The organism is Pseudomonas sp. ABFPK (assembly GCF_001586765.1).
In the GTDB taxonomy this organism is placed as follows: domain Bacteria; phylum Pseudomonadota; class Gammaproteobacteria; order Pseudomonadales; family Pseudomonadaceae; genus Aquipseudomonas; species Aquipseudomonas asiatica.
Genome location: NZ_LQXW01000010.1, coordinates 88,204 through 105,672, shown reverse-complemented (window position 1 = coordinate 105,672; position 17,469 = coordinate 88,204). Strand labels below are relative to the sequence as shown.

Annotated in this window: 13 protein-coding genes and 1 pseudogene; 4 read left to right on the top strand and 10 right to left on the bottom strand. The window is 64.3% G+C overall.

Annotation, left to right across the window (positions count from 1 at the left end):
- Positions 1 to 232: 232 nt before the first annotated feature.
- The 4 genes from WM94_RS08575 to WM94_RS08560 all read right to left on the bottom strand — a co-directional run bounded on the left by WM94_RS08575 (position 233) and on the right by WM94_RS08560 (position 7,327).
- Positions 233 to 3,118, bottom strand: coding sequence for an HD domain-containing phosphohydrolase (locus tag WM94_RS08575; RefSeq protein ID WP_061550963.1), 2,886 nt, complete (start codon positions 3,116 to 3,118; stop codon positions 233 to 235).
- A 269-nt stretch (positions 3,119 to 3,387) separates the two neighbouring features.
- Entirely contained in the window at positions 3,388 to 4,881 is a 1,494-nt protein-coding gene (locus WM94_RS08570; protein ID WP_054571866.1) for an aldehyde dehydrogenase, read from the bottom strand.
- 178 nt (positions 4,882 to 5,059) lie between these two features.
- Positions 5,060 to 6,442, bottom strand: coding sequence for an aspartate aminotransferase family protein (locus WM94_RS08565; RefSeq protein ID WP_038409318.1), 1,383 nt, complete (start codon positions 6,440 to 6,442; stop codon positions 5,060 to 5,062).
- A gap of 42 nt (positions 6,443 to 6,484) precedes the next feature.
- Positions 6,485 to 7,327 (bottom strand): helix-turn-helix transcriptional regulator, encoded by an 843-nt coding sequence (locus WM94_RS08560; RefSeq protein ID WP_061550962.1) that lies wholly within the window; start codon positions 7,325 to 7,327, stop codon positions 6,485 to 6,487.
- Positions 7,328 to 7,608: 281 nt separating this feature from the next.
- Here WM94_RS08560 and WM94_RS08555 point away from each other — a divergent pair, with 281 nt between their 5' ends.
- A complete protein-coding gene (locus WM94_RS08555; protein WP_054571868.1) occupies positions 7,609 to 8,988 on the top strand; it encodes an APC family permease in 1,380 nt (459 codons plus the stop codon).
- A 159-nt stretch (positions 8,989 to 9,147) separates the two neighbouring features.
- A complete protein-coding gene (locus WM94_RS08550) occupies positions 9,148 to 10,521 on the top strand; it encodes an 8-oxoguanine deaminase (protein WP_061550961.1) in 1,374 nt (457 codons plus the stop codon).
- 60 nt (positions 10,522 to 10,581) lie between these two features.
- Here WM94_RS08550 and WM94_RS08545 read toward each other — a convergent pair whose 3' ends face one another.
- The gene (locus WM94_RS08545; protein ID WP_061550960.1) at positions 10,582 to 11,073 is read right to left on the bottom strand and encodes a GNAT family N-acetyltransferase; all 492 of its coding nucleotides are present in this window, start codon (positions 11,071 to 11,073) and stop codon (positions 10,582 to 10,584) included.
- A 286-nt stretch (positions 11,074 to 11,359) separates the two neighbouring features.
- Between WM94_RS08545 and WM94_RS08540 the strand changes: the two genes are divergently transcribed.
- Entirely contained in the window at positions 11,360 to 11,728 is a 369-nt protein-coding gene (locus WM94_RS08540; RefSeq protein ID WP_013972093.1) for a hypothetical protein, read from the top strand.
- Positions 11,729 to 11,889: 161 nt separating this feature from the next.
- On the opposite strand, the gene WM94_RS28870 is transcribed toward WM94_RS08540, so the two are convergent.
- Positions 11,890 to 12,036: a DUF2986 domain-containing protein gene (locus WM94_RS28870; protein WP_023662626.1), complete on the bottom strand. Its 147-nt coding sequence runs from the start codon at positions 12,034 to 12,036 to the stop codon at positions 11,890 to 11,892.
- 153 nt (positions 12,037 to 12,189) lie between these two features.
- On the opposite strand from WM94_RS28870, the gene WM94_RS08535 reads away from it, so the two are divergent.
- Positions 12,190 to 13,968 carry a phosphoethanolamine transferase CptA gene (locus WM94_RS08535; protein ID WP_082810536.1) on the top strand — a complete coding sequence of 593 codons (1,779 nt, stop codon included), beginning with the start codon at positions 12,190 to 12,192 and terminating at the stop codon, positions 13,966 to 13,968.
- A gap of 24 nt (positions 13,969 to 13,992) precedes the next feature.
- On the opposite strand, the pseudogene WM94_RS08530 reads toward WM94_RS08535, so the two are convergent.
- The 4 genes and pseudogenes from WM94_RS08530 to WM94_RS08515 form a co-directional block, all read right to left on the bottom strand.
- A pseudogene (locus WM94_RS08530) lies at positions 13,993 to 14,525 on the bottom strand (membrane integrity-associated transporter subunit PqiC).
- A gap of 11 nt (positions 14,526 to 14,536) precedes the next feature.
- Positions 14,537 to 16,177 (bottom strand): intermembrane transport protein PqiB, encoded by a 1,641-nt coding sequence (locus tag WM94_RS08525; RefSeq protein ID WP_061550958.1) that lies wholly within the window; start codon positions 16,175 to 16,177, stop codon positions 14,537 to 14,539.
- Positions 16,161 to 16,805 carry a paraquat-inducible protein A gene (locus tag WM94_RS08520; RefSeq protein WP_061550957.1) on the bottom strand — a complete coding sequence of 215 codons (645 nt, stop codon included), beginning with the start codon at positions 16,803 to 16,805 and terminating at the stop codon, positions 16,161 to 16,163. The genes WM94_RS08525 and WM94_RS08520 overlap by 17 nt, the downstream gene beginning before the upstream one ends.
- Positions 16,802 to 17,398: a paraquat-inducible protein A gene (locus tag WM94_RS08515; RefSeq protein ID WP_013972087.1), complete on the bottom strand. Its 597-nt coding sequence runs from the start codon at positions 17,396 to 17,398 to the stop codon at positions 16,802 to 16,804. The genes WM94_RS08520 and WM94_RS08515 overlap by 4 nt, the downstream gene beginning before the upstream one ends.
- Positions 17,399 to 17,469: the final 71 nt, after the last annotated feature.

Here is a 17,469-nt window from a genome sequence, read left to right as displayed (position 1 = left end):
TCACTGATGGCTGTGCCCTGTGGGAGTGCTGAAACATCTCGAGTGCCTGAGCCGGCCCTTTCGCGGGTAAACCCGCTCCTACAGGTACTGTGCAAGTCTTGAAGACTGTGGTGATCCTGTAGGAGCGGGTTCACCCGCGAAGAGGCCAGCCCTGGCGACACTTCAATAAAGCCTTACTGCAAAGTGCTGGGCCCATTGGCCTACAAGGAAGGGGCTGAATCTGATTTTTCGCTCAAGCCGGGCAACGCATCTGCCCCAGCCAGTACGCCACGTCCACCTCGTCGATCTGCTCGGCACGCAGGAACCGCTCGGCATACTGGCGGTACACCCCACTGCTGAGGAACAGCTCCAGCAACTGGCCGTCGATGTGCCCGCCGCGGGCCATGCCCACCAGGATCTTCACCGACTCGGACAAGGTCTTCGGCGCCTTGTAGGGCCGGTCGGCCGCGGTCAGCGCCTCGAAGATGTCGGCAATGGCCATCACCCGCTCGGCAATGCCCAGGTCCTGCTTGCCCAGCCTGCGCGGGTAGCCGCTGCCGTCCATTTTCTCGTGGTGGTTGCCAGCGATGTCCGGAACCCGCTTGAGCTGGCGAGGGAACGGCAAGGAACTGAGCATGATGATGGTCTGCACGATGTGTTCGTTGATCTTGAAGCGTTCCTCGTCATTCAGCGTGCCGCGGCGGATCGCCAGGTTGTACAGCTCGCCGTAATTGCTGGCACAGGCCGGCAGGCGCATGTCGAAGCCCCAGCGGTTGCGCGGGTCGTCCTTGGCCACCGGCGGCTTGCGGGGGCCCCAGGGTACGCAATGCTCGGGGCGGTCGGCCAGCAGTGGCTCGTCAACCGGTAGCGCAGGTGGAGGCACGTCGGCAAAGCGCTCCAGCTCATCACGGGAGATGCCCAGGCGGTTGTCGAAATGGCGCTGCCAAAGGCGCTGGCCAATCTGCTGCAGGCGCTCGATGTCGGCGTCCTGCATGAACTCGCCGCCGATGTTGGCCTGGGCGACGAAGGCGAAGTCGTCCTGCAGCTGCGCCTGGCTGCGCACCAGGGTGGCTTGCAGCGCCTGCTGGTCGCCACCGCTGGCCAGGCCTTGCCAATAGGCCATCTCGGCATCCCGCCAGAGCACCTCGAAACGCATGCGCACCTCGTGGATACGGTTGTACAAGGTTTCCAGCTTGGTCGCCTTGTCCACCACATACTCGGGGCTGGTGACCTTGCCACAGTCGTGCAGCCAGGCCGCGACGTGGAATTCGTAGCGTTCAGCCGCGGTCATGTTGAAACTGGCATACGGGCCGGTTTCGGCCGCCACCGCCTGGTCCAGCAGCATCTGCGCCAGTTGTGGCACCCGCTCGCAATGGCCACCGGTATAGGGGCTCTTGGCATCGATGGCATCGGCCAGCAACTTGATCATGGCATCCAGCAGGCGTTGCTGGGCTTCGGCCAGCTGGCGCGTCTCGATGGCCACCGCCGCCACCCCGGACAGTTCCGCGACAAAGCTGCGCAACGGCTGGCCTGCCTGCTCGTGTACATGTCCATCGCCCAGTTGCAGGATCAATATGCCCAGCAGCGCCTGGCTGCGGTCATTCAGCACCAAGGCCAGGGTGCCCTCATGCAGGCCGAGGGCCTGGCTCACTGCCGTGGCCAGGTGCTGCTGGGCAGTTTCATCCACGGCCAGCTCGCCAGGGTACTGCTCGCCATGGCAGGCAGCGGCCAGGCGCAGCAAGGCGTGTTCGGCATCGAACAGGTAAACCACGCCGGCACTGCCCCCGGCGGCTTCCACCAGATGGGTCAACACACCGTCGAGCATGCGTTCCAGGTCGCGCTCGCTGCTGAGTGTGAGGGTAATCGCCTGAAAGCTGCGGATGGTGCCGGACATGCGGCTAAGCACGCGGCTCAGCTCGCGCACTTCGGATACCCGCGAGCGCACCCCGACTTCGCGGCTGAAATCAAAGCCGGCCAGGCCTTGTACCTGTTCAGCCAGCAACCGCAACGGGCGGCCGATACGCCGGCCAAGCACACCACCCAGCACCAGCAGCACGCTTATCAGGGCAGCGGTCCAGAGCAACTGTTCGAGCAGTACCTTGCGTGCATCGGCCAGCAACTCATGGCCTGGCACGGCAATCAGCACCTGCAGGTCCTGCCCGGCCAGGTTGGTCAGTTGCACACGCATGCCATACCAGGTCTGCCCGTCCACCTGATAAGGCTGCGGCCGGGTGCCTTGCGGCAGGTCGGCGTAAAGGTGCTCCAGGCTGGGAATGCCCAGTTCGGCGATGCGCGACAAGCGCACGGCCTGCCCTTCGTGCACGATTACCCGCTGCAGGTCCGGGTAGGCCACCACGCTGCCCTGGTCGTCGATCACGACGATCTCGGTGCCGGGGGTCATGCGCAGGCCCTGAGTCTCACTGGCCAGGTCGTCGACCGAAACGTCCATGCCGATCACCGCCCCGCCGTCGAGGCTGCGCTGGGCCATGGTCAGGCCGATCTCGCGGGTGGTGAAGAACACATAGGGGTGGGTCAGCACGGTGGTGGGCTGGGCACTGGCTTCGACAAACCATGGGCGCGTGCGCGGATCGTAGCGGTATTCAGGCTTGGCCTGGGCCTGTAGCAGGTTCAGCGAGCGGTCGTAGAAGCGCCATTCACCCTGCACCGCCCCGCCCTCACGGCTGACGCTCTGCACCAGAAATGCCGTGCCCGGCGGCGCAGCGAAACGCTGCAGCAACTGCGGGTCACGCAAGCGGCGCACCAGCAGGAACTCACCACTGGGGTAACCCATGTAGGCAGCACTTAGCATGCGGTTGGCGTCCAGCGTCTCGACCAGTTGCGGCAAGCGTTCCAGGCGCTGAGCCGGGGTTTGCGCGGCCGGGTTGTGGGCCAGCAGGCGGATACTGCTGTGCACGGGGTCGATCAGGCGCCGGGCGCGCTCGTCGATGGTCTTGCCTATTTGCTGGGCAGAATCACCCGCTGCGGCAACCAAGGTCTGACGAATGCCGTGATAGCCCTGCCAGGCCAGAGCGGCGCCGAGCAGCAACATGCCCAGCACGATGGCGAGTGCCACCAGCCACTGCAGTGAAATGCCACGTCCGGCGTTGCCAGCAGCACGACCATTCGACACGCAGCCCATCCCAGGTACTCCATGTATGGCACATTGCCTTGGCTGATACCCGCAGCAGTGTAGAGGGCGGACGGGCTTTTTGCCGGGCTAGAGAAGAAATTTAGTCTTGCATGGCTCTTCTAGCCAGTACCGGCCCTTGTAGGAGCGGCCTTGTGTCGCGATAGGGCTGCAAAGCAGCCCCGGCAATTTGTGCATCTGTGCTGAAACCCTGGGGCTGCTTTGCAGCCCTATCGCGACACAAGGCCGCTCCTACAGGTCCTGGGTATGCTTTCGGGGTATCAGGCGCGCAACTGGTACCAGGTGGTCTTGAGCTGCGAATACTTGTCGAACGAGTGCAGCGACAGGTCGCGGCCAAACCCGGACTGCCTGCCGCCGCCGAACGGCACCGTCACATCCAGCGCATCGACCGTGTTCACCGACACGGTGCCGGCCTTCAACGCCCGTGCCACGCGGTGCACCTGGTTGAAGTCATCGCTCCACACCGACGCCGCCAGCCCATAGATGCTGTCGTTGGCCAGGCGCACGGCCTGCTCTTCACTGTCGAAGGCACTGACCGCCAGCACCGGCCCGAATACCTCTTCCCGCGCCAGGCTCATACGGCCATCGACACCGGCAAAAATGGTTGGCTCGATGTAATTGTCCGAGCCGTCGATGGTCAGGCGCCGGCCACCACACACCAACCGCGCGCCATCCTGCCCGGCGCGGGCGATGGCGGCTTCGATCCGGCCAGCCTGACCGGCGTCGACAATTGCACCGGCACGGCTCGCCGGGTCCAGCGGGTTGCCTGGCAGCCACTGGCGGGCCTTGGCCTGCAGGCGCTCGATGAACTCGTCATGGATGGAGCGCTGCACGTACAGCCGCGAGTTGGCCGAGCACACTTCGCCCTGGTTGAAGAAGATGCCAAATGCCGCCTTTTCCGCAGCCAGGTCCAGGTCCTGGCAGTTTTCGAACACCAGGTTGGGGCTCTTGCCGCCGCACTCCAGCCATACCTGTTTGAGGTTGGACTGGGCCGAATACTGCATGAAGTACTTGCCCACCTGGGTGGAGCCGGTGAACACCAGGCAGTCCACGTCCGGGTGCAGGCCCAGTGCCTGCCCGGCCTGCTCGCCCAGGCCCGGCACCACGTTCAGCACGCCTTCCGGCACACCGGCCTGCAGCGCCAGCTGGGCCAGGCGCAGGGCCGAGAACGGTGATTGCTCGGCGGGCTTGAGCACCACGCTGTTGCCGGCAGCCAGCGCCGGGGCGAGCTTCCAGGCGGCCATGTCGAGCGGGAAGTTCCACGGCACCACGGCGGCGACCACGCCGAGGGCTTCGCGGGTGATGGTGGCCAACGCGTTGGGCGCGGTGGGTGCCACCTGGTCGTACAGCTTGTCCAGCGCCTCGCCATACCAGGCGAACACCTGCGCCGAGCCCGGCACGTCGATGTTGTAGGCGTCCATGACCGGCTTGCCCATGTTCAGCGAGTCCAGCAACGCCAGTTCTTCGCGATGGGCCAAGATCAGCTCGGCCAGGCGCAGCAGCACTTTCTTGCGCTCACCCGGGGCCATGCGCGGCCATGGGCCTTGTTCGAAAGCCCTGCGGGCGCTGGCGACGGCCAGGTCGACCTCGGCCTGACCGCAGGCGGTGACCTGGGCCAATACCTTGTTGGTGGCGGGGTTGATGGCGGCGAAGGTGGCGCCGTCCTGTGCGTTGACGGGCTTGCCGTCGATCAGTGCATTGGCCGGGAGGTAGAGGTCCGAGGCACGTTGTTGCCAGAATTCGAGGGTGTACATTTGTACTCCAGGCGACCGTCGTGCGGTCTTCTTGCGCAAGTAACAGGTACCACACAGTCCGCAAGCACGCCGCACTCCCTCTGTGGGAGCGGGCATGCCCGCGAACCAGGCGACACGGTGGATGGCACCGGCTTCGCCGGTGTTCGCGGGCTTGCCCGCTCCCACAGGGATCAGCGGTCTAGAGTTTGCCGACCAGGCGCGCCGTGCGGTCCACGGCAATGCGGGTCTTCTCTACCAACTCATCCAGCTCGCTGTGGTTGGCGATCAGTGCCGGCGCCATGATCATCCGGCCCAGGGTGGAGCGAATGATCACCCCTTCCTCGAAACCGAAGGTGCGGCACTGCCAGGCCAGGTCGTTCTCATTGGCAAAGCGCTTGCGCGTCGGCTTGTGCTCGGCGAACTGCAGCGCCGCCACCAACCCGGCACCCTGCACCTGGCCGATCAACGGGTGGTCGGCGAACACCTCGCGCAGGATGCGTTGCAGGTACGGCCCGGTGTCTTCCTTCACCTGGCGCACGATGCCTTCGTCACGCAGCGCCTTCAGGTTGGCGATGGCCACCGCCGCCGCCACCGGGTGGCCGGAATAGGTCAGGCCGTGGGCGAACACCCCGCCCCGCTCCACCAGCGCCTCGGCAATGCGCTTGCTCAGCACCAGGCCACCCATGGGCACATAGCCGCTGGTCAGGCCCTTGGCGATGGACAGGGTGTCGGGCTCGAAGCCGAAGTACTCGTGGGCGAACCATTCACCAGTGCGGCCAAAGCCGCCGATCACTTCATCGGCGCACAGCAGCACGTCGTACTGGCGGCAGATGCGCTGGATCTCGGGCCAGTAGCTTTCCGGCGGGAAGATCATGCCGCCCGCGCCCTGGAACGGCTCGGCGATAAAGCCGGCGACGTTCTCGGCCCCCAGTTCGAGGATCTTCTCCTCCAACTGCAGCGCGCAGCGGCGGCCGAACTCGGCCGGGGTCAGCTCGCCGCCCTCGGCGTACCAGTACGGTTCATCGATGTGCGCCACATCCGGGATCAACCCGCCCATTTCGTGCATGAACTTCATGCCACCCAGCGCCGTGGCGGCCAGGGTCGAGCCGTGGTAACCATTCCAGCGGCCGATCATGATCTTCTTGTTCGGCTGGCCAACCACCTGCCAGTAGCGGCGCACGGTACGGATCAGCACCTCGTTGGCCTCGGAGCCGGAGTTGGTGTAGATCGCGTGGCTGTAGTGCCCCGGCAACAGGCTGAACAGCAGCTCGGACAGTTCGATCACCGCCGGGTGGGTGGTGTGGAAGAACATGTTGTAGTAGGCCAACTGGTCCATCTGCGTGGCAGCTGCGGCTGTCAGGTCGCGGCGGCCGTAGCCGAGCTGGGTGCACCACAGGCCGGACATGCCGTCCAGGTAGCGCTTGCCCTCGCTGTCCCACAGGTGCAGGCGTTCGCCACCGACGATCACCCGCGGCCCTTCGGCGTTCAGCGCCTTCTGGTCGAGGAAGGCATGGATGTGGTGCGCAGCATCGGCTGCCTGGTAGTCACGGGTCTGGCGTTGCGGGGCGAAAGGCGCATTCATTGTTGGTTTTCCTTTGCGGTGGGGTTGCAGGGTGGCTTGCGCTCAGCGCAGCTTGCCCATGTAGCTTTCCAGCGGGTCCTTGCCCAGCACGCCCTGGGCATTGGCCAGCGCGTCGATGAACAGGGAGAACAGCTCGGACTGGGTGCCGATGTCGAGCTTGGCGTAGACGTTCTTGCGGTGTGACTTGATGGTGTCCTCCGACACCCCCAGGCGCTCGGCCAGCGACTTGGTCGAGTGGCCGCGCAGGATCAGCTGGGCGATACGGCATTCACGCTCGGTCAGCAGCGAGCTGCCGAAGTTGTTCAGCGCCGCGTGGATGCGCTGCTCGAGGATGTTCTCGAAGCGCCCGGCGCGGCTGTCCAGCCCGGCGAAATGCTTGCTGAGCACCGCCAGCACCCAGGGCGTGATACGCGCGAACAACGCACGGGTTTGCCCATCGAGCTTGTCGGTGAACGCCAGCGATACTGCCAGGCTCTGCCCGGGCGCGACCTGCAGGATGTAGTTGAGCTCATCCTCCAGGTGTGAGTGCCGGTAGAACGACTGGTAGTACTCGCTGACCTCGAAATGGTCGGGCGCCACTTCGAACAGGCCGTAGCAACCGGACTCGACCTGCTCCACACAGGCGCCGTAGAACGGGTCGAGCAGATAGAAGCCGGACAGGTAGCGGCTGACATTGCCCTCGGGCTGCCAGGGCGCCTTGTCGTCCTGCTCGAACAGCGCGCAGGGCATGCCGTCGTGCGGGTACAGGTACACCGTGGTCGCCTGGATCGGCCGGATCACGCCAAGCGCAGCAAACAGGGTGGCGGCAAAGCCCGGTCGGCCGATCGCCTCGGTGACCTTGGCCAGGTGCTCGAACCACTGTTGCGAAAGCAATTGATCAGTCACTTTGGGCCTGCCGTCTCAAGTAAAGGCACCGCTGCCAGTGCGGTGCGTCGTTGGCAAGATACTCCCATGGCACTGCAAACACCGAAATCACCCTTTGGGGTGAGCAGGCAAAGCCCCCTGCCGGCTCACCCCAAAGGGTGATTCCGGGTACCGGCGGGGTGTGGGAGCATCAACCCGCCCCAGCGCTGCGAGCCACCCGCTCGACCTCCTTGCACAACACCCACCGGTATCGAGCCCGCTCGCATACCGCGGCGTCCTGCATCCCTTTCCAGGAGTTAGCAATGCATACAACAACAAGTACAGCCCATAGCCCTGCACATAGCCCGTCGCAACCCACCGCCAGCAACGGCCGTTTCCGCAAGTCCATGGGGCTGCCCGCCCTGGTGCTGTTCGGCCTGGCCTACATGGTCCCCCTTGCAGTATTCACCACCTACGGGCTGGTCACCCAGATGACCAAGGGGCACCTGCCCATCGCCTACCTGCTGACCCTCGCCGCCATGCTGCTGACCGCCTACAGCTATGGCCGCATGGTCCAGGCCCACCCCTACTCCGGCTCGGTCTACACCTACACCCGCAAGGCCTTCGGCAGCCACATCGGTTTCATCACCGGCTGGACCCTGCTGCTCGACTACATCTTCCTGCCGCTGCTCAGCTACCTGCTGATCGGCATTTACATGTCGGAGTACTTCCCGGCCATCCACGCCTGGGTGTGGGTGGCGGGCTCCATTGCCCTGGTCACCTTCCTCAACCTGATCGGCATCGAGTCGATCACCCGGGTGAACTGGATCCTGGTGGTGGTGCAACTGGTGTTCATCATCGTGTTCGTCGCCCTGTCCATCCACAACCTCAGCGGGCAGGCGCAGCCGGTGTCGCTGCTGGCGCCGTTCCACCACGAAGGCTTCAGCGTGCCGTTGATCATGACCGGCGCCGCCGTGCTGTGCCTGTCGTTCCTGGGCTTCGATGCGGTCTCGACCATGGCCGAGGAAACCAGCAACCCCACCTACCGCATCCCCGTGGCGATCCTCGCCGTGTCGCTGATCGGCGGCATGTTGTTCCTGGTGGTGTCGTACTGCGCACAGATGGTGTTCCCTGACTGGGGCAGCTTCGCCGACCCGGACTCGGCGTCGGTGGACGTGATGCGCCGGGTTGGCGGCGAGCTGCTGGTGACCGCCTTCACCGCCACCTACGTGGCCGGCTGCTTCGCCTCGGCCATGGTGTCCCAGGCCAGCGTGTCGCGGGTGCTGTTCGCCATGGGCCGCGACGGTGCGTTGCCCCGCGCATTCGGCCAGTTGGTGACGAAAAAGCGCGTACCGGCCACGGCCATCCTGCTGGTCAGCCTGCTGTCGCTGATTGCCTTGGTGATCACCCTCGACACGGTGGCAAACATGATCAGCTTTGGCGCGCTGTTCGCCTTTTCGGCGGTGAACCTGGCCGTGGTCAAGCACTACCTCATCGACCAGAAGCTGCGTGGTGGTCGCAACTACTTGCTGTATGGCGCCATTCCCGGCCTGGGCTTCCTCAGCACGTTGTGGCTGTGGAGCAGCCTTACCAGCCTGTCGTTCACCATCGGTTTGTGCTGGATGGGCATGGGCCTTGTGGTGCTGCTGGGGCTGACCCGCGCGTTTCGGGTGAAGCTGCCTGAGTTGCAGATGGCCGAGTGACCCCGCTGTCGAGCATTTGCGCGGTCCCACAGGGGGCCGCACATACAGAGGCCAGCACAGGACCATCAGCCCTGTATACAATCCGCAAAAACCTTGCTTACAATGCCCTGCGCCTATGACATCGGTAATCGCCGATGCGTATTGCGACAGACTCAAGCCATGTCATCTACAAATGCTCCAACAACGCTACTGGTCAAAAACGCCGAACTTCTGGTCACCATGGACGGCGAACGCCGCGAGATCAAGAACGGCGGAATGTTCATCGAAGGCAACCTGATCCGCCAGGTCGGCCCCAGCGATACCCTGCCACAGCATGCCGACGTGGTGCTGGACATGGGCGGCAAGGTGGTCATGCCGGGCCTGGTAAACACCCACCACCACATGTACCAGAGCCTCACCCGCGTGGTGCCGGCGGCCCAGGACGGCGAGCTGTTCAACTGGTTGACCAACCTCTACCCGATCTGGGCACGCCTGACACCCGAGATGATCGCGGTGTCGACCCAGACCGCCATGGCCGAACTGATCCTGTCCGGCTGCACCACCTCCAGCGACCACCTGTACATCTACCCCAACGGCTGCAAGCTCGACGACAGCATCCATGCCGCCGACGAGATCGGCATGCGCTTCCACGCCGCGCGCGGCAGCATGAGCGTGGGCCGCAGCCAAGGCGGACTGCCGCCTGATTCGGTGGTGGAGAAGGAAGCCGACATCCTCAAGGAATCCCAGCGCCTGATCGAGGACTATCACGACGCCAGCCACGGCTCGATGCGCCGCATCGTGGTGGCGCCCTGCTCGCCGTTCTCGGTCAGCCGCGACCTGATGCGCGAAGCCGCCGTTCTGGCGCGCCAGTACGGGGTGTCGTTGCACACCCACCTGGCCGAGAACGTCAACGACATCGCCTACAGCCGCGAGAAGTTCGGCATGACCCCCGCCGAATATGCCGAGGACCTCGGCTGGGTCGGCCACGATGTGTGGCACGCCCACTGTGTGCAACTCGACCAGCACGGCATCGAACTGTTCGCCCGTACCGGTACCGGCGTCGCCCACTGCCCGTGCTCGAACATGCGCCTGGCCTCGGGCATCGCCCCGGTGCGCAAGATGCGCGACCACGGTGTGCCGGTGGGCCTTGGGGTCGACGGTTCGGCATCCAACGACGGCGCCAGCATGATCGGTGAAGTGCGCCAGGCCTTGCTGCTGCAACGGGTTGGCTTCGGCCCCGACGCGATGACTGCGCGCGAGGCGCTGGAAATTGCAACGCTCGGCGGCGCCAAGGTGCTCAACCGCAATGACATCGGCGCACTGGCGCCAGGCATGGTGGCCGATTTCGTCGCCTTCGACCTCGGCCACGTGGCCTATGCCGGTGGCCACCACGACCCGTTGGCGGCGCTGGTGTTCTGCACCCCGACCCAGGTGCACACCAGTGTCATCAATGGCCGTGTGGTGGTGAAGGACGGCCAGCTGGCCACGGTCGACCTGCCACGGGTGCTGGAGCGCCACAACCAGTTGGCACGCCAGCTGGTCAGCGGCGAGTAAGCAACCATTCGGGGCCGCCTTGGCGGCCCATCGCCGGCAACGCTGCCGTGTCTTGCGAAATCAGAGGACCATGAGCATCTCATGCCAGGCCATGCCGCCGTGGTCCGACGGCGACGGTTTCACGTACTGATACCCCAGCTTCTGGTACAGGGCCACATGCTGCTCCTTGCACATCAGGTGAATGGTCAGCTTGCCCGCCGCCTTCATGCGTGCGATGAATTCATCCATCAACTGCTTGGCGTAGCCTTTGCCCTGGTACGCCGGGTCAACCACCACCGACATGATCACCACGTTTGGCGCCGCCGGGTCGTGCCCGACCAACTCCTTGAATGCCTCATCGGACATCACCACTTCGTGGGCACAGCCGCTATTGATGAAACCGACGATCTCGCCCGCGTTTTCCAGCACCAGGAAGCCCTGCGGATACTGCGCGATGCGAGTGCGGATCTTCTCCAGCGTGGCCGCCTCGTCGCCTTCGTAGGCACCGATTTCGATGGCGTAACAGCGTTCGGCGTCGGCGGCTGTGGGGGTGCGAAACTGGGGGGCGCTCATGGCGGGTTTCCTTGGTAATGGGCAAAAACAACCGCCATGGTAAATGAGCGCCGCTACCACAGGTACAGCTTGTTTTGTGTTGTCATAGGCGCAAGGTGCCCTTTTTTGAAGCGCTGAAGTTCTACAAGTTGTTGCCGCTGCGAACTTTTTCCCGTTTACCGGTCTATGTGGGAGGCACAGAAAGGAAACGGAACGCGAGACTAGGTTCGCCCGACACCTGCTGGCCTGATGGCTCAATTGTTATCAGAGGTTGGCTTCGCTCATGAAAATACATGTCGCAAGGTTGATGCTGCTCGGCCTGTTCTCGTTCGCGGCGATGGGCACGGCATCGGCAACACAGATGAAGGCGCCCGCAGTGGCTGCCCCGGCGGTTCAATCACCGTTGCAGCCTGCCGGCAACCCCTGGTCCAGGGTGGCCAGTGTGGCCGATGAACAGCCAGCCACGTTGCTGGCCCACGATGACGACCGCTGGCATGACCACCGCAGCGACTGGCGCCGCGAACAGTGGCGGCGCGAGCAGGCCCGCCGTGATTGGGAGCGCCGGCGAGACTGGGAACGCCGACGCGACTGGGAACGGCGCCGCGACTGGGAGCACCGCCATGAGCGGGCCATGCACCACCGCTACAACGATGACTACCGCTACTATCGCCGTTGATCGTTGATCCGCAGTTGGCACGCTCGATGTGGGAGCGGCCTTGTGTCGCGAAAGGGCTGCGCAGCAGCCCCAGCATTGGTTGCCGTAATGCTGGAACCAGGGGGCCGCTCTGCGGCCCGATCGCGACACAAGGCCGCTCCTACAAGGTCCGCGCCAGCCAGTCAGGTGGGGGTATCCCCCGCAGCCTCGGCCTCCATCTTCAAACGGTCGGCCTTGCAAATGTACTTGGGCTTGCGCGGCGCCAGCTTGGCACTGGCCTTCTTGGCGTGCGCCTGCAGTAGCTGCTTGATCTTCTTGCGACGGTTCATTCTCACTCGACCTGTCAGTCCGGTTTGGCTGAATACATCATACCTTGCCTGGGCCAGCGTCTCGTTGACGTTATTTTCACGCTCGGCAGATTAGCGTCACGCCCTTTCCGGCCACGAGCACATCCGCTGGCCGCCAAGTACGACGAGGCATACGTGTCACACACTCCATCCCCCTCCTCGCCCAAGCGCGTGGATTGGGCCGGCCTGGGCTGGCTTTTGCTGTTCTTCTGGTACTTCTCGGGGGTGACCCAGGCGTTGCTGCTGTTCAGCGGTACCACCGGGTTCGCCGGTTTTCGCGATGCATTCTTCCTCAGCAGCCTGTGGCTGGCCCCGGTACTGCTGCTGCCGCGTTTCACTCGCGCCACGGCAGCGGTCATCGGCCTGGTGTTGTGGGCTGCTTCACTGGTGGGCCTGAGCTACTTCGGCATCTATCGCCAGGAGTTCTCGCAAAGCGTCATTTTCGTGATGTTCGAGTCCAACACCGCCGAGGCCGGTGAGTACTTCAGTCAGTACTTCAGCGCCTGGCTGGGCCTGGCATTGCTGTTGTACACGCTGGGGGCGGTGCTGCTGTGGAAGCGCGTACGCCCGGTCAGCCTGCCACTGCGCAGCCGCCTGCCGGTGGTCGCCTTGTTGCTGTTGGCCAACCTGGTGTACCCGTTCTACAAGCAGATGGTCACCCAGGAGCGCAGCTTCGCCGACGCGGCGGAGAAAGTGCAGCAACGCATGGAGCCCGCCGTGCCTTGGCAACTGCTGGTCGGCTACCGCCAGTACCGCCAGCAACTGGACAACATGCAGGAGCTGCTGGCCAAGAACGCCGCGCTGCCGCCCCTGCAGAACCTGCGTGACAGCAGTGGTGCAGCGCCACGCACGCTGGTGCTGGTACTGGGCGAATCCACCACTCGCGAACACATGCACCTGTATGGCTACAACCGCGACACCACGCCCAACCTCGATGCGCTGGCCGCCAGCGACAAGGGCCTGACGGTGTTCCGCAACGTGGTGTCGCCACGCCCGTATACCATCGAAGTGATGCAGCAGATCCTCACCTTCGGCGACGAGCAGAACCCGGACCGTTTCCTCACCGACCCGTCACTGATCAACCTGATGAAGCAGGCCGGCTACAAGACCTTCTGGATCACCAACCAGCAGACCATGACCAAGCGCAACACCATGCTGACCACCTTCTCGCAGCAGACGGACGTGCCGGTCTACCTGAACAACCAGCGCAACCAGAATGCCAGCCAATACGACGACGTGGTGCTGTCGCCGTTCGAGAAGGCACTGCAGGACCCAGCGCCAAACAAGTTCATCATCGTGCACCTGCTGGGTACGCACATGGACTATCGCTACCGCTACCCGGACGATTACGCGCACTTCAACGACCGCCAGGGGGTGCCCGGCAAGCTGACCGACGACCAGGTGCAAACCTACAACTTCTACGACAACGCGGTGCGCTACAACGACTACGTGGTGTCTAGCCTGATCAAGCGTTACTCGGCCAGTTCCCCCAATGGTTTCCTGCTGTACCTGTCCGACCATGGCGAAGATGTGTACAGCTCTGGCAACCACGACCGCCTGGGGCGCAACGAAGGCGCGCCGACCCGGCCGATGTACACCATCCCGTTCTTGCTGTGGACTTCGCCAAGCTGGCAGGCCGAGCACCCGCGCGACTTGCAGGCGATGGCCGATCGCCCCTACAGCAGCTCGCACCTGATCCATACCCTGTCCGACCTGGCCGGGCTGAGCTACGACCGTTACGAGCCGGCCAAGAGCCTGGTGAGCCCGCAGTTTCTGGTGGCGCCGCGCTGGATCGGCGACCCGTACCGCAAGGATGGCCTGCGCGACTTCGACCAGTTGCCAATGGACAAAACCGAGCGGGCACAGGAAACGGTCAGCAGTGGCAAGAAACAGAATGCTGGACGCCTGAACTGATCACCCTGCAGGAGCGCGAGACGCTCAGGATGCAGAACAGCTGCCCTGACGGGCACTCACCCGCACCGCCTCGGCCAGTTTGCGCAGATTGGCCTGGTGGGCATTGACCAGGCTGGCGATGCTGTTGTCTGCGGGCGTCTGTAGCGAGGTACGGCAGGTCAGTTCGGCCTCCCCCGAGCGCGTCAGGCGCCATACCGCCTCCAGCGAGGCGTAGCGCCCCGGCACGGTATCGAAGCGCTGCACGTCCACGCGCAGCAACCCCTTGCCGCCACCCACCGGCCCGCCCAACTGGTCCTGCAAGGCGCTGCGAAACTCATCCACCAGGTTGGCGCCCACCACTCCGTCTCGAGGATGGCCAGGCCGCTCTGCCCTTGCCGCACCACCAACTGCGGGCGGTCCACTTGCGGCGGCACGACCACCCTCGCCACCTGGATGCGCTGGCCACCGTCGCGTACAGGCTCGCTCGGTACCAGCGTGTGATAGTTGTTCGGGGTACTGCTGCAGCCCAACAGCACTGCCAGCAGGCCGGCGCCACATACATTGCGCAGTCGAAGCATCGGCTGTCTCCTCAGGGTTCCAGCTCGGCGGCAGTGGCCGCTTTCGGCCGGCCGCGTATCAGTGATTCGGGGTGCCGCCCCAGGTAATCGGCAAGGTCACGCAGCGAACGCGACATGCGCTCCAGTTCGTCCAGGGTTTCCCCCATCCGCTCGCGCTGCGGCGAGTCCTCGGAAATGGCCGAATTGGCCGTGCTCAGGGTCTTGTGCACTTCGTCCAGTGCCACCTTCACCTCCGGCAGCGTCTGGCCATTGAACTGCTTGAGGCTGGCACGCAGCTCTCGCAGGCTGCCGTCCAGGTTGCTGGCGATGCTCTCCAGCGGCAGTTTGCTGATGCGCTCCACCACCCGCTGCAGCTGTTCCTGGAGCTGCTCCAGGCTGCCGGGCAATGTGGGGATGGTGATTGGGTCTGCGGTCTTGTCGAAGGCCACCTTGGGGGCATCCGGGTAGAAGTCCAGGGAGATGAACATCTGCCCGGTGATCAGGTTGCCGCTGCGCGCCTGGGCCCGCAGGCCGTGCTCGACGAAGGTGCCGATCAACCGTCGCGCGCCGTCCATGTCACCTTCGGAATGCTTGAACACAGACAGCATCTTGCGGTGTACCGGCCCCAGCCGCTGCGGGTAGATCACCGCTTCGACCACCACCGGGAAGGTCTGGCGGGTGGCATCATAGTCGAGCTGCACCGATGTGACTCGGCCAAACTCGACCCCCTTGAACTCCACTGGGGCGCCTACCGACAAGCCGCGCATGGCCTGGTCGAAGCGCAACTGCAGGTACTGGGCCTGGCCACTGGGCGGTGCCAGGGCGGTATCGCGGTCGGCAAACAGCTGGAAGTGCGCCTGGTCGGCAGCAGGCTCGGCTTGCGGGGCGAAGTCGGGCGAGCCAAAGGCCAACCCGCCCACCAGGATCGATGACAGTGATTCGGTATCGATCTTCAGGCCGTTGGCACCGATCTGCATGTCGACGCCACTGGCGTTCCAGAAGCGGGTATCGGCGGTGACGAAGCTGTCGTAAGGGGCCTGCACGAACACGCCGATCTCCACGCCCTTGCCATCGCCCTGCAGGGCAAAGGACACCACTTCGCCCACCGGGATCTTGCGGTAGTAGATCGACGAGCCAATATCCAGCGAGCCCAGGTCACTTGCGGTCAGGACAAAGCGCTTGCCCTTTTCGTCGTAGGTGATCGGCGGTGGCAGCTCTAGGCCGACAAAGGACTTTTCCGGCACTTTCGATTCGCCGGAATCCGCCCCGATGAAACTGCCCGACAGCAGCGTGTCCACGCCGGACACGCCGCCCACGCCAATGCGTGGCCGCACCACCCAGAAGCGCGCCCCCTGGGTGGCGAACGCACGGGCGTCGTTGGACAGCTGGACCTTGGCGACCACGCTCTTCTTGTCGTCGGCCAGGTCCACCGTGGTGACTTCGCCGATCACCACGCTGCGGTACTTGACCTGGGTCTTGTGCGCCACCAGCCCTTCCCCGGTGTGGAAGGAAATGGCGATGACCGGGCCCTGCTGCATCCAGTTGCGCACCACCAGCGAAGCGCCGATCAGGATCGCCAGTATCGGCACGATCCATACCAGCGACACGCTCCAGCGCCGGGTGCGCACTTCAACCTGCCCCGCGCCCTCGCGCTTGTCAGTCTGTTGCACCATCAATGCGGCCTCCCTCGTTGGTACGGCTATCCCAGATCAGGCGTGGATCGAAGCTCATCGCAGAAAACATGGTCAGTACCACCACCATGCCGAAAAACAGGATGCCCACCCGCGGCTCGATGGTGCCCAGCCCGCGCAGTTGCACCAGCGCCGCCACCAGCGCCACCACCATCACATCGAGCATCGACCAGTAGCCGATAAGCTCGACGAAACGGTACAGCTGCGAGCGCTGCCGGCAGGCCCAGGTAGAACCGCGCTGGGCGGTGAACAGCAACAGGCCGAGCGAGAAGAACTTGATGGCCGGCACACCCACGCTGGCAATGAAGATGATCAGCGCGATGTCCCAGGCCCCTGCCTCCCAGAACTCCAGCACGCCGCCGCCGATGGTGCTTTCGCTGCCACTGCCGAGCATTTCGGTGTGCATCACCGGCAGCAGGTTGGCGGGAATGTAGAAAACCAGCGCCGCCAGCAGAAACGCCCAGCCACGGCTGATTGCATTGGCCTTGCGCCGGTGGATGGCGGCACCACAGCGCTCGCAGGTGTGCTTGTCGCTGCCCAGTTCGCAGGCCTGACCGCAGCCATGGCACAGGCACAGGCCCAGGTCGTCGGCGTTGGCCGGGATATTCATACCTGCTCCCAAAGGCCGCGGATGTCCTTGCCGGCGATATGGATGATCAGCATGCTCAGCGCGGCCAGCGCCAGCAGGCCGATGCCAGGTATCACATCGAGAAACCCCGCCAGCTTGATCACCGCCACCATCGCCCCCAGCAGGCATACCTCCAGCATGCTCCAAGGCCGCAGGCCCTCCAGGCTGCGCATGCACAGGGCAAAACCGGGTGCGCGCTGGCCGGCCAGGGCGAAACCCAACACCCAGCACAAGAGCGTAATCTGCAGCACCGGCGCAAAGATGATCGACAGGGCCATGACCAGGGCGATGAAGGTGATGCTGCCGTGGCTGAGGATCTGTACCGAGTCCCATAATGTCGCGGAATGGGTGAGCCCTTGCATGCCGATGGTCATCACCGGGTAGGCGTTGGCGAACACCAGCAGGATGCCACCCGTCACACTCAGGGCCAGGCGTTGCTGCACCGTCAGCGAGGTATGCCGGTACAGTACGCCGCCACAGCGCTGGCAAACGGCGCGCTGGTGCTTGAGCAGCGGCGCACGGTGGTACACCGTGTCACAGTACTCACAGATGATCAGTTGCTGGCTCTGGCTCATGGGGTTTCCACAGGTAGCCCGGATTCACGCCGTGATACGCAGGCGAACCACGTTTGATATCCGGTTTAGAC

Excerpts from the sequence above, each read along its gene's own strand:
- WM94_RS08575 (WP_061550963.1), bottom strand. The coding sequence starts at position 3,118 with ATGGGCTGCGTGTCGAATGGTCGTGCTGCTGGCAACGCCGGACGTGGC.
- WM94_RS08570 (WP_054571866.1), bottom strand. The coding sequence starts at position 4,881 with ATGTACACCCTCGAATTCTGGCAACAACGTGCCTCGGACCTCTACCTC.
- WM94_RS08565 (WP_038409318.1), bottom strand. The coding sequence starts at position 6,442 with ATGAATGCGCCTTTCGCCCCGCAACGCCAGACCCGTGACTACCAGGCA.
- WM94_RS08555 (WP_054571868.1), top strand. The coding sequence starts at position 7,609 with ATGCATACAACAACAAGTACAGCCCATAGCCCTGCACATAGCCCGTCG.
- WM94_RS08550 (WP_061550961.1), top strand. The coding sequence starts at position 9,148 with ATGTCATCTACAAATGCTCCAACAACGCTACTGGTCAAAAACGCCGAA.
- WM94_RS08545 (WP_061550960.1), bottom strand. The coding sequence starts at position 11,073 with ATGAGCGCCCCCCAGTTTCGCACCCCCACAGCCGCCGACGCCGAACGC.
- WM94_RS08540 (WP_013972093.1), top strand. The coding sequence starts at position 11,360 with ATGCTGCTCGGCCTGTTCTCGTTCGCGGCGATGGGCACGGCATCGGCA.
- WM94_RS28870 (WP_023662626.1), bottom strand. The coding sequence starts at position 12,036 with ATGAACCGTCGCAAGAAGATCAAGCAGCTACTGCAGGCGCACGCCAAG.
- WM94_RS08525 (WP_061550958.1), bottom strand. The coding sequence starts at position 16,177 with ATGGTGCAACAGACTGACAAGCGCGAGGGCGCGGGGCAGGTTGAAGTG.
- WM94_RS08520 (WP_061550957.1), bottom strand. The coding sequence starts at position 16,805 with ATGAATATCCCGGCCAACGCCGACGACCTGGGCCTGTGCCTGTGCCAT.
- WM94_RS08515 (WP_013972087.1), bottom strand. The coding sequence starts at position 17,398 with ATGAGCCAGAGCCAGCAACTGATCATCTGTGAGTACTGTGACACGGTG.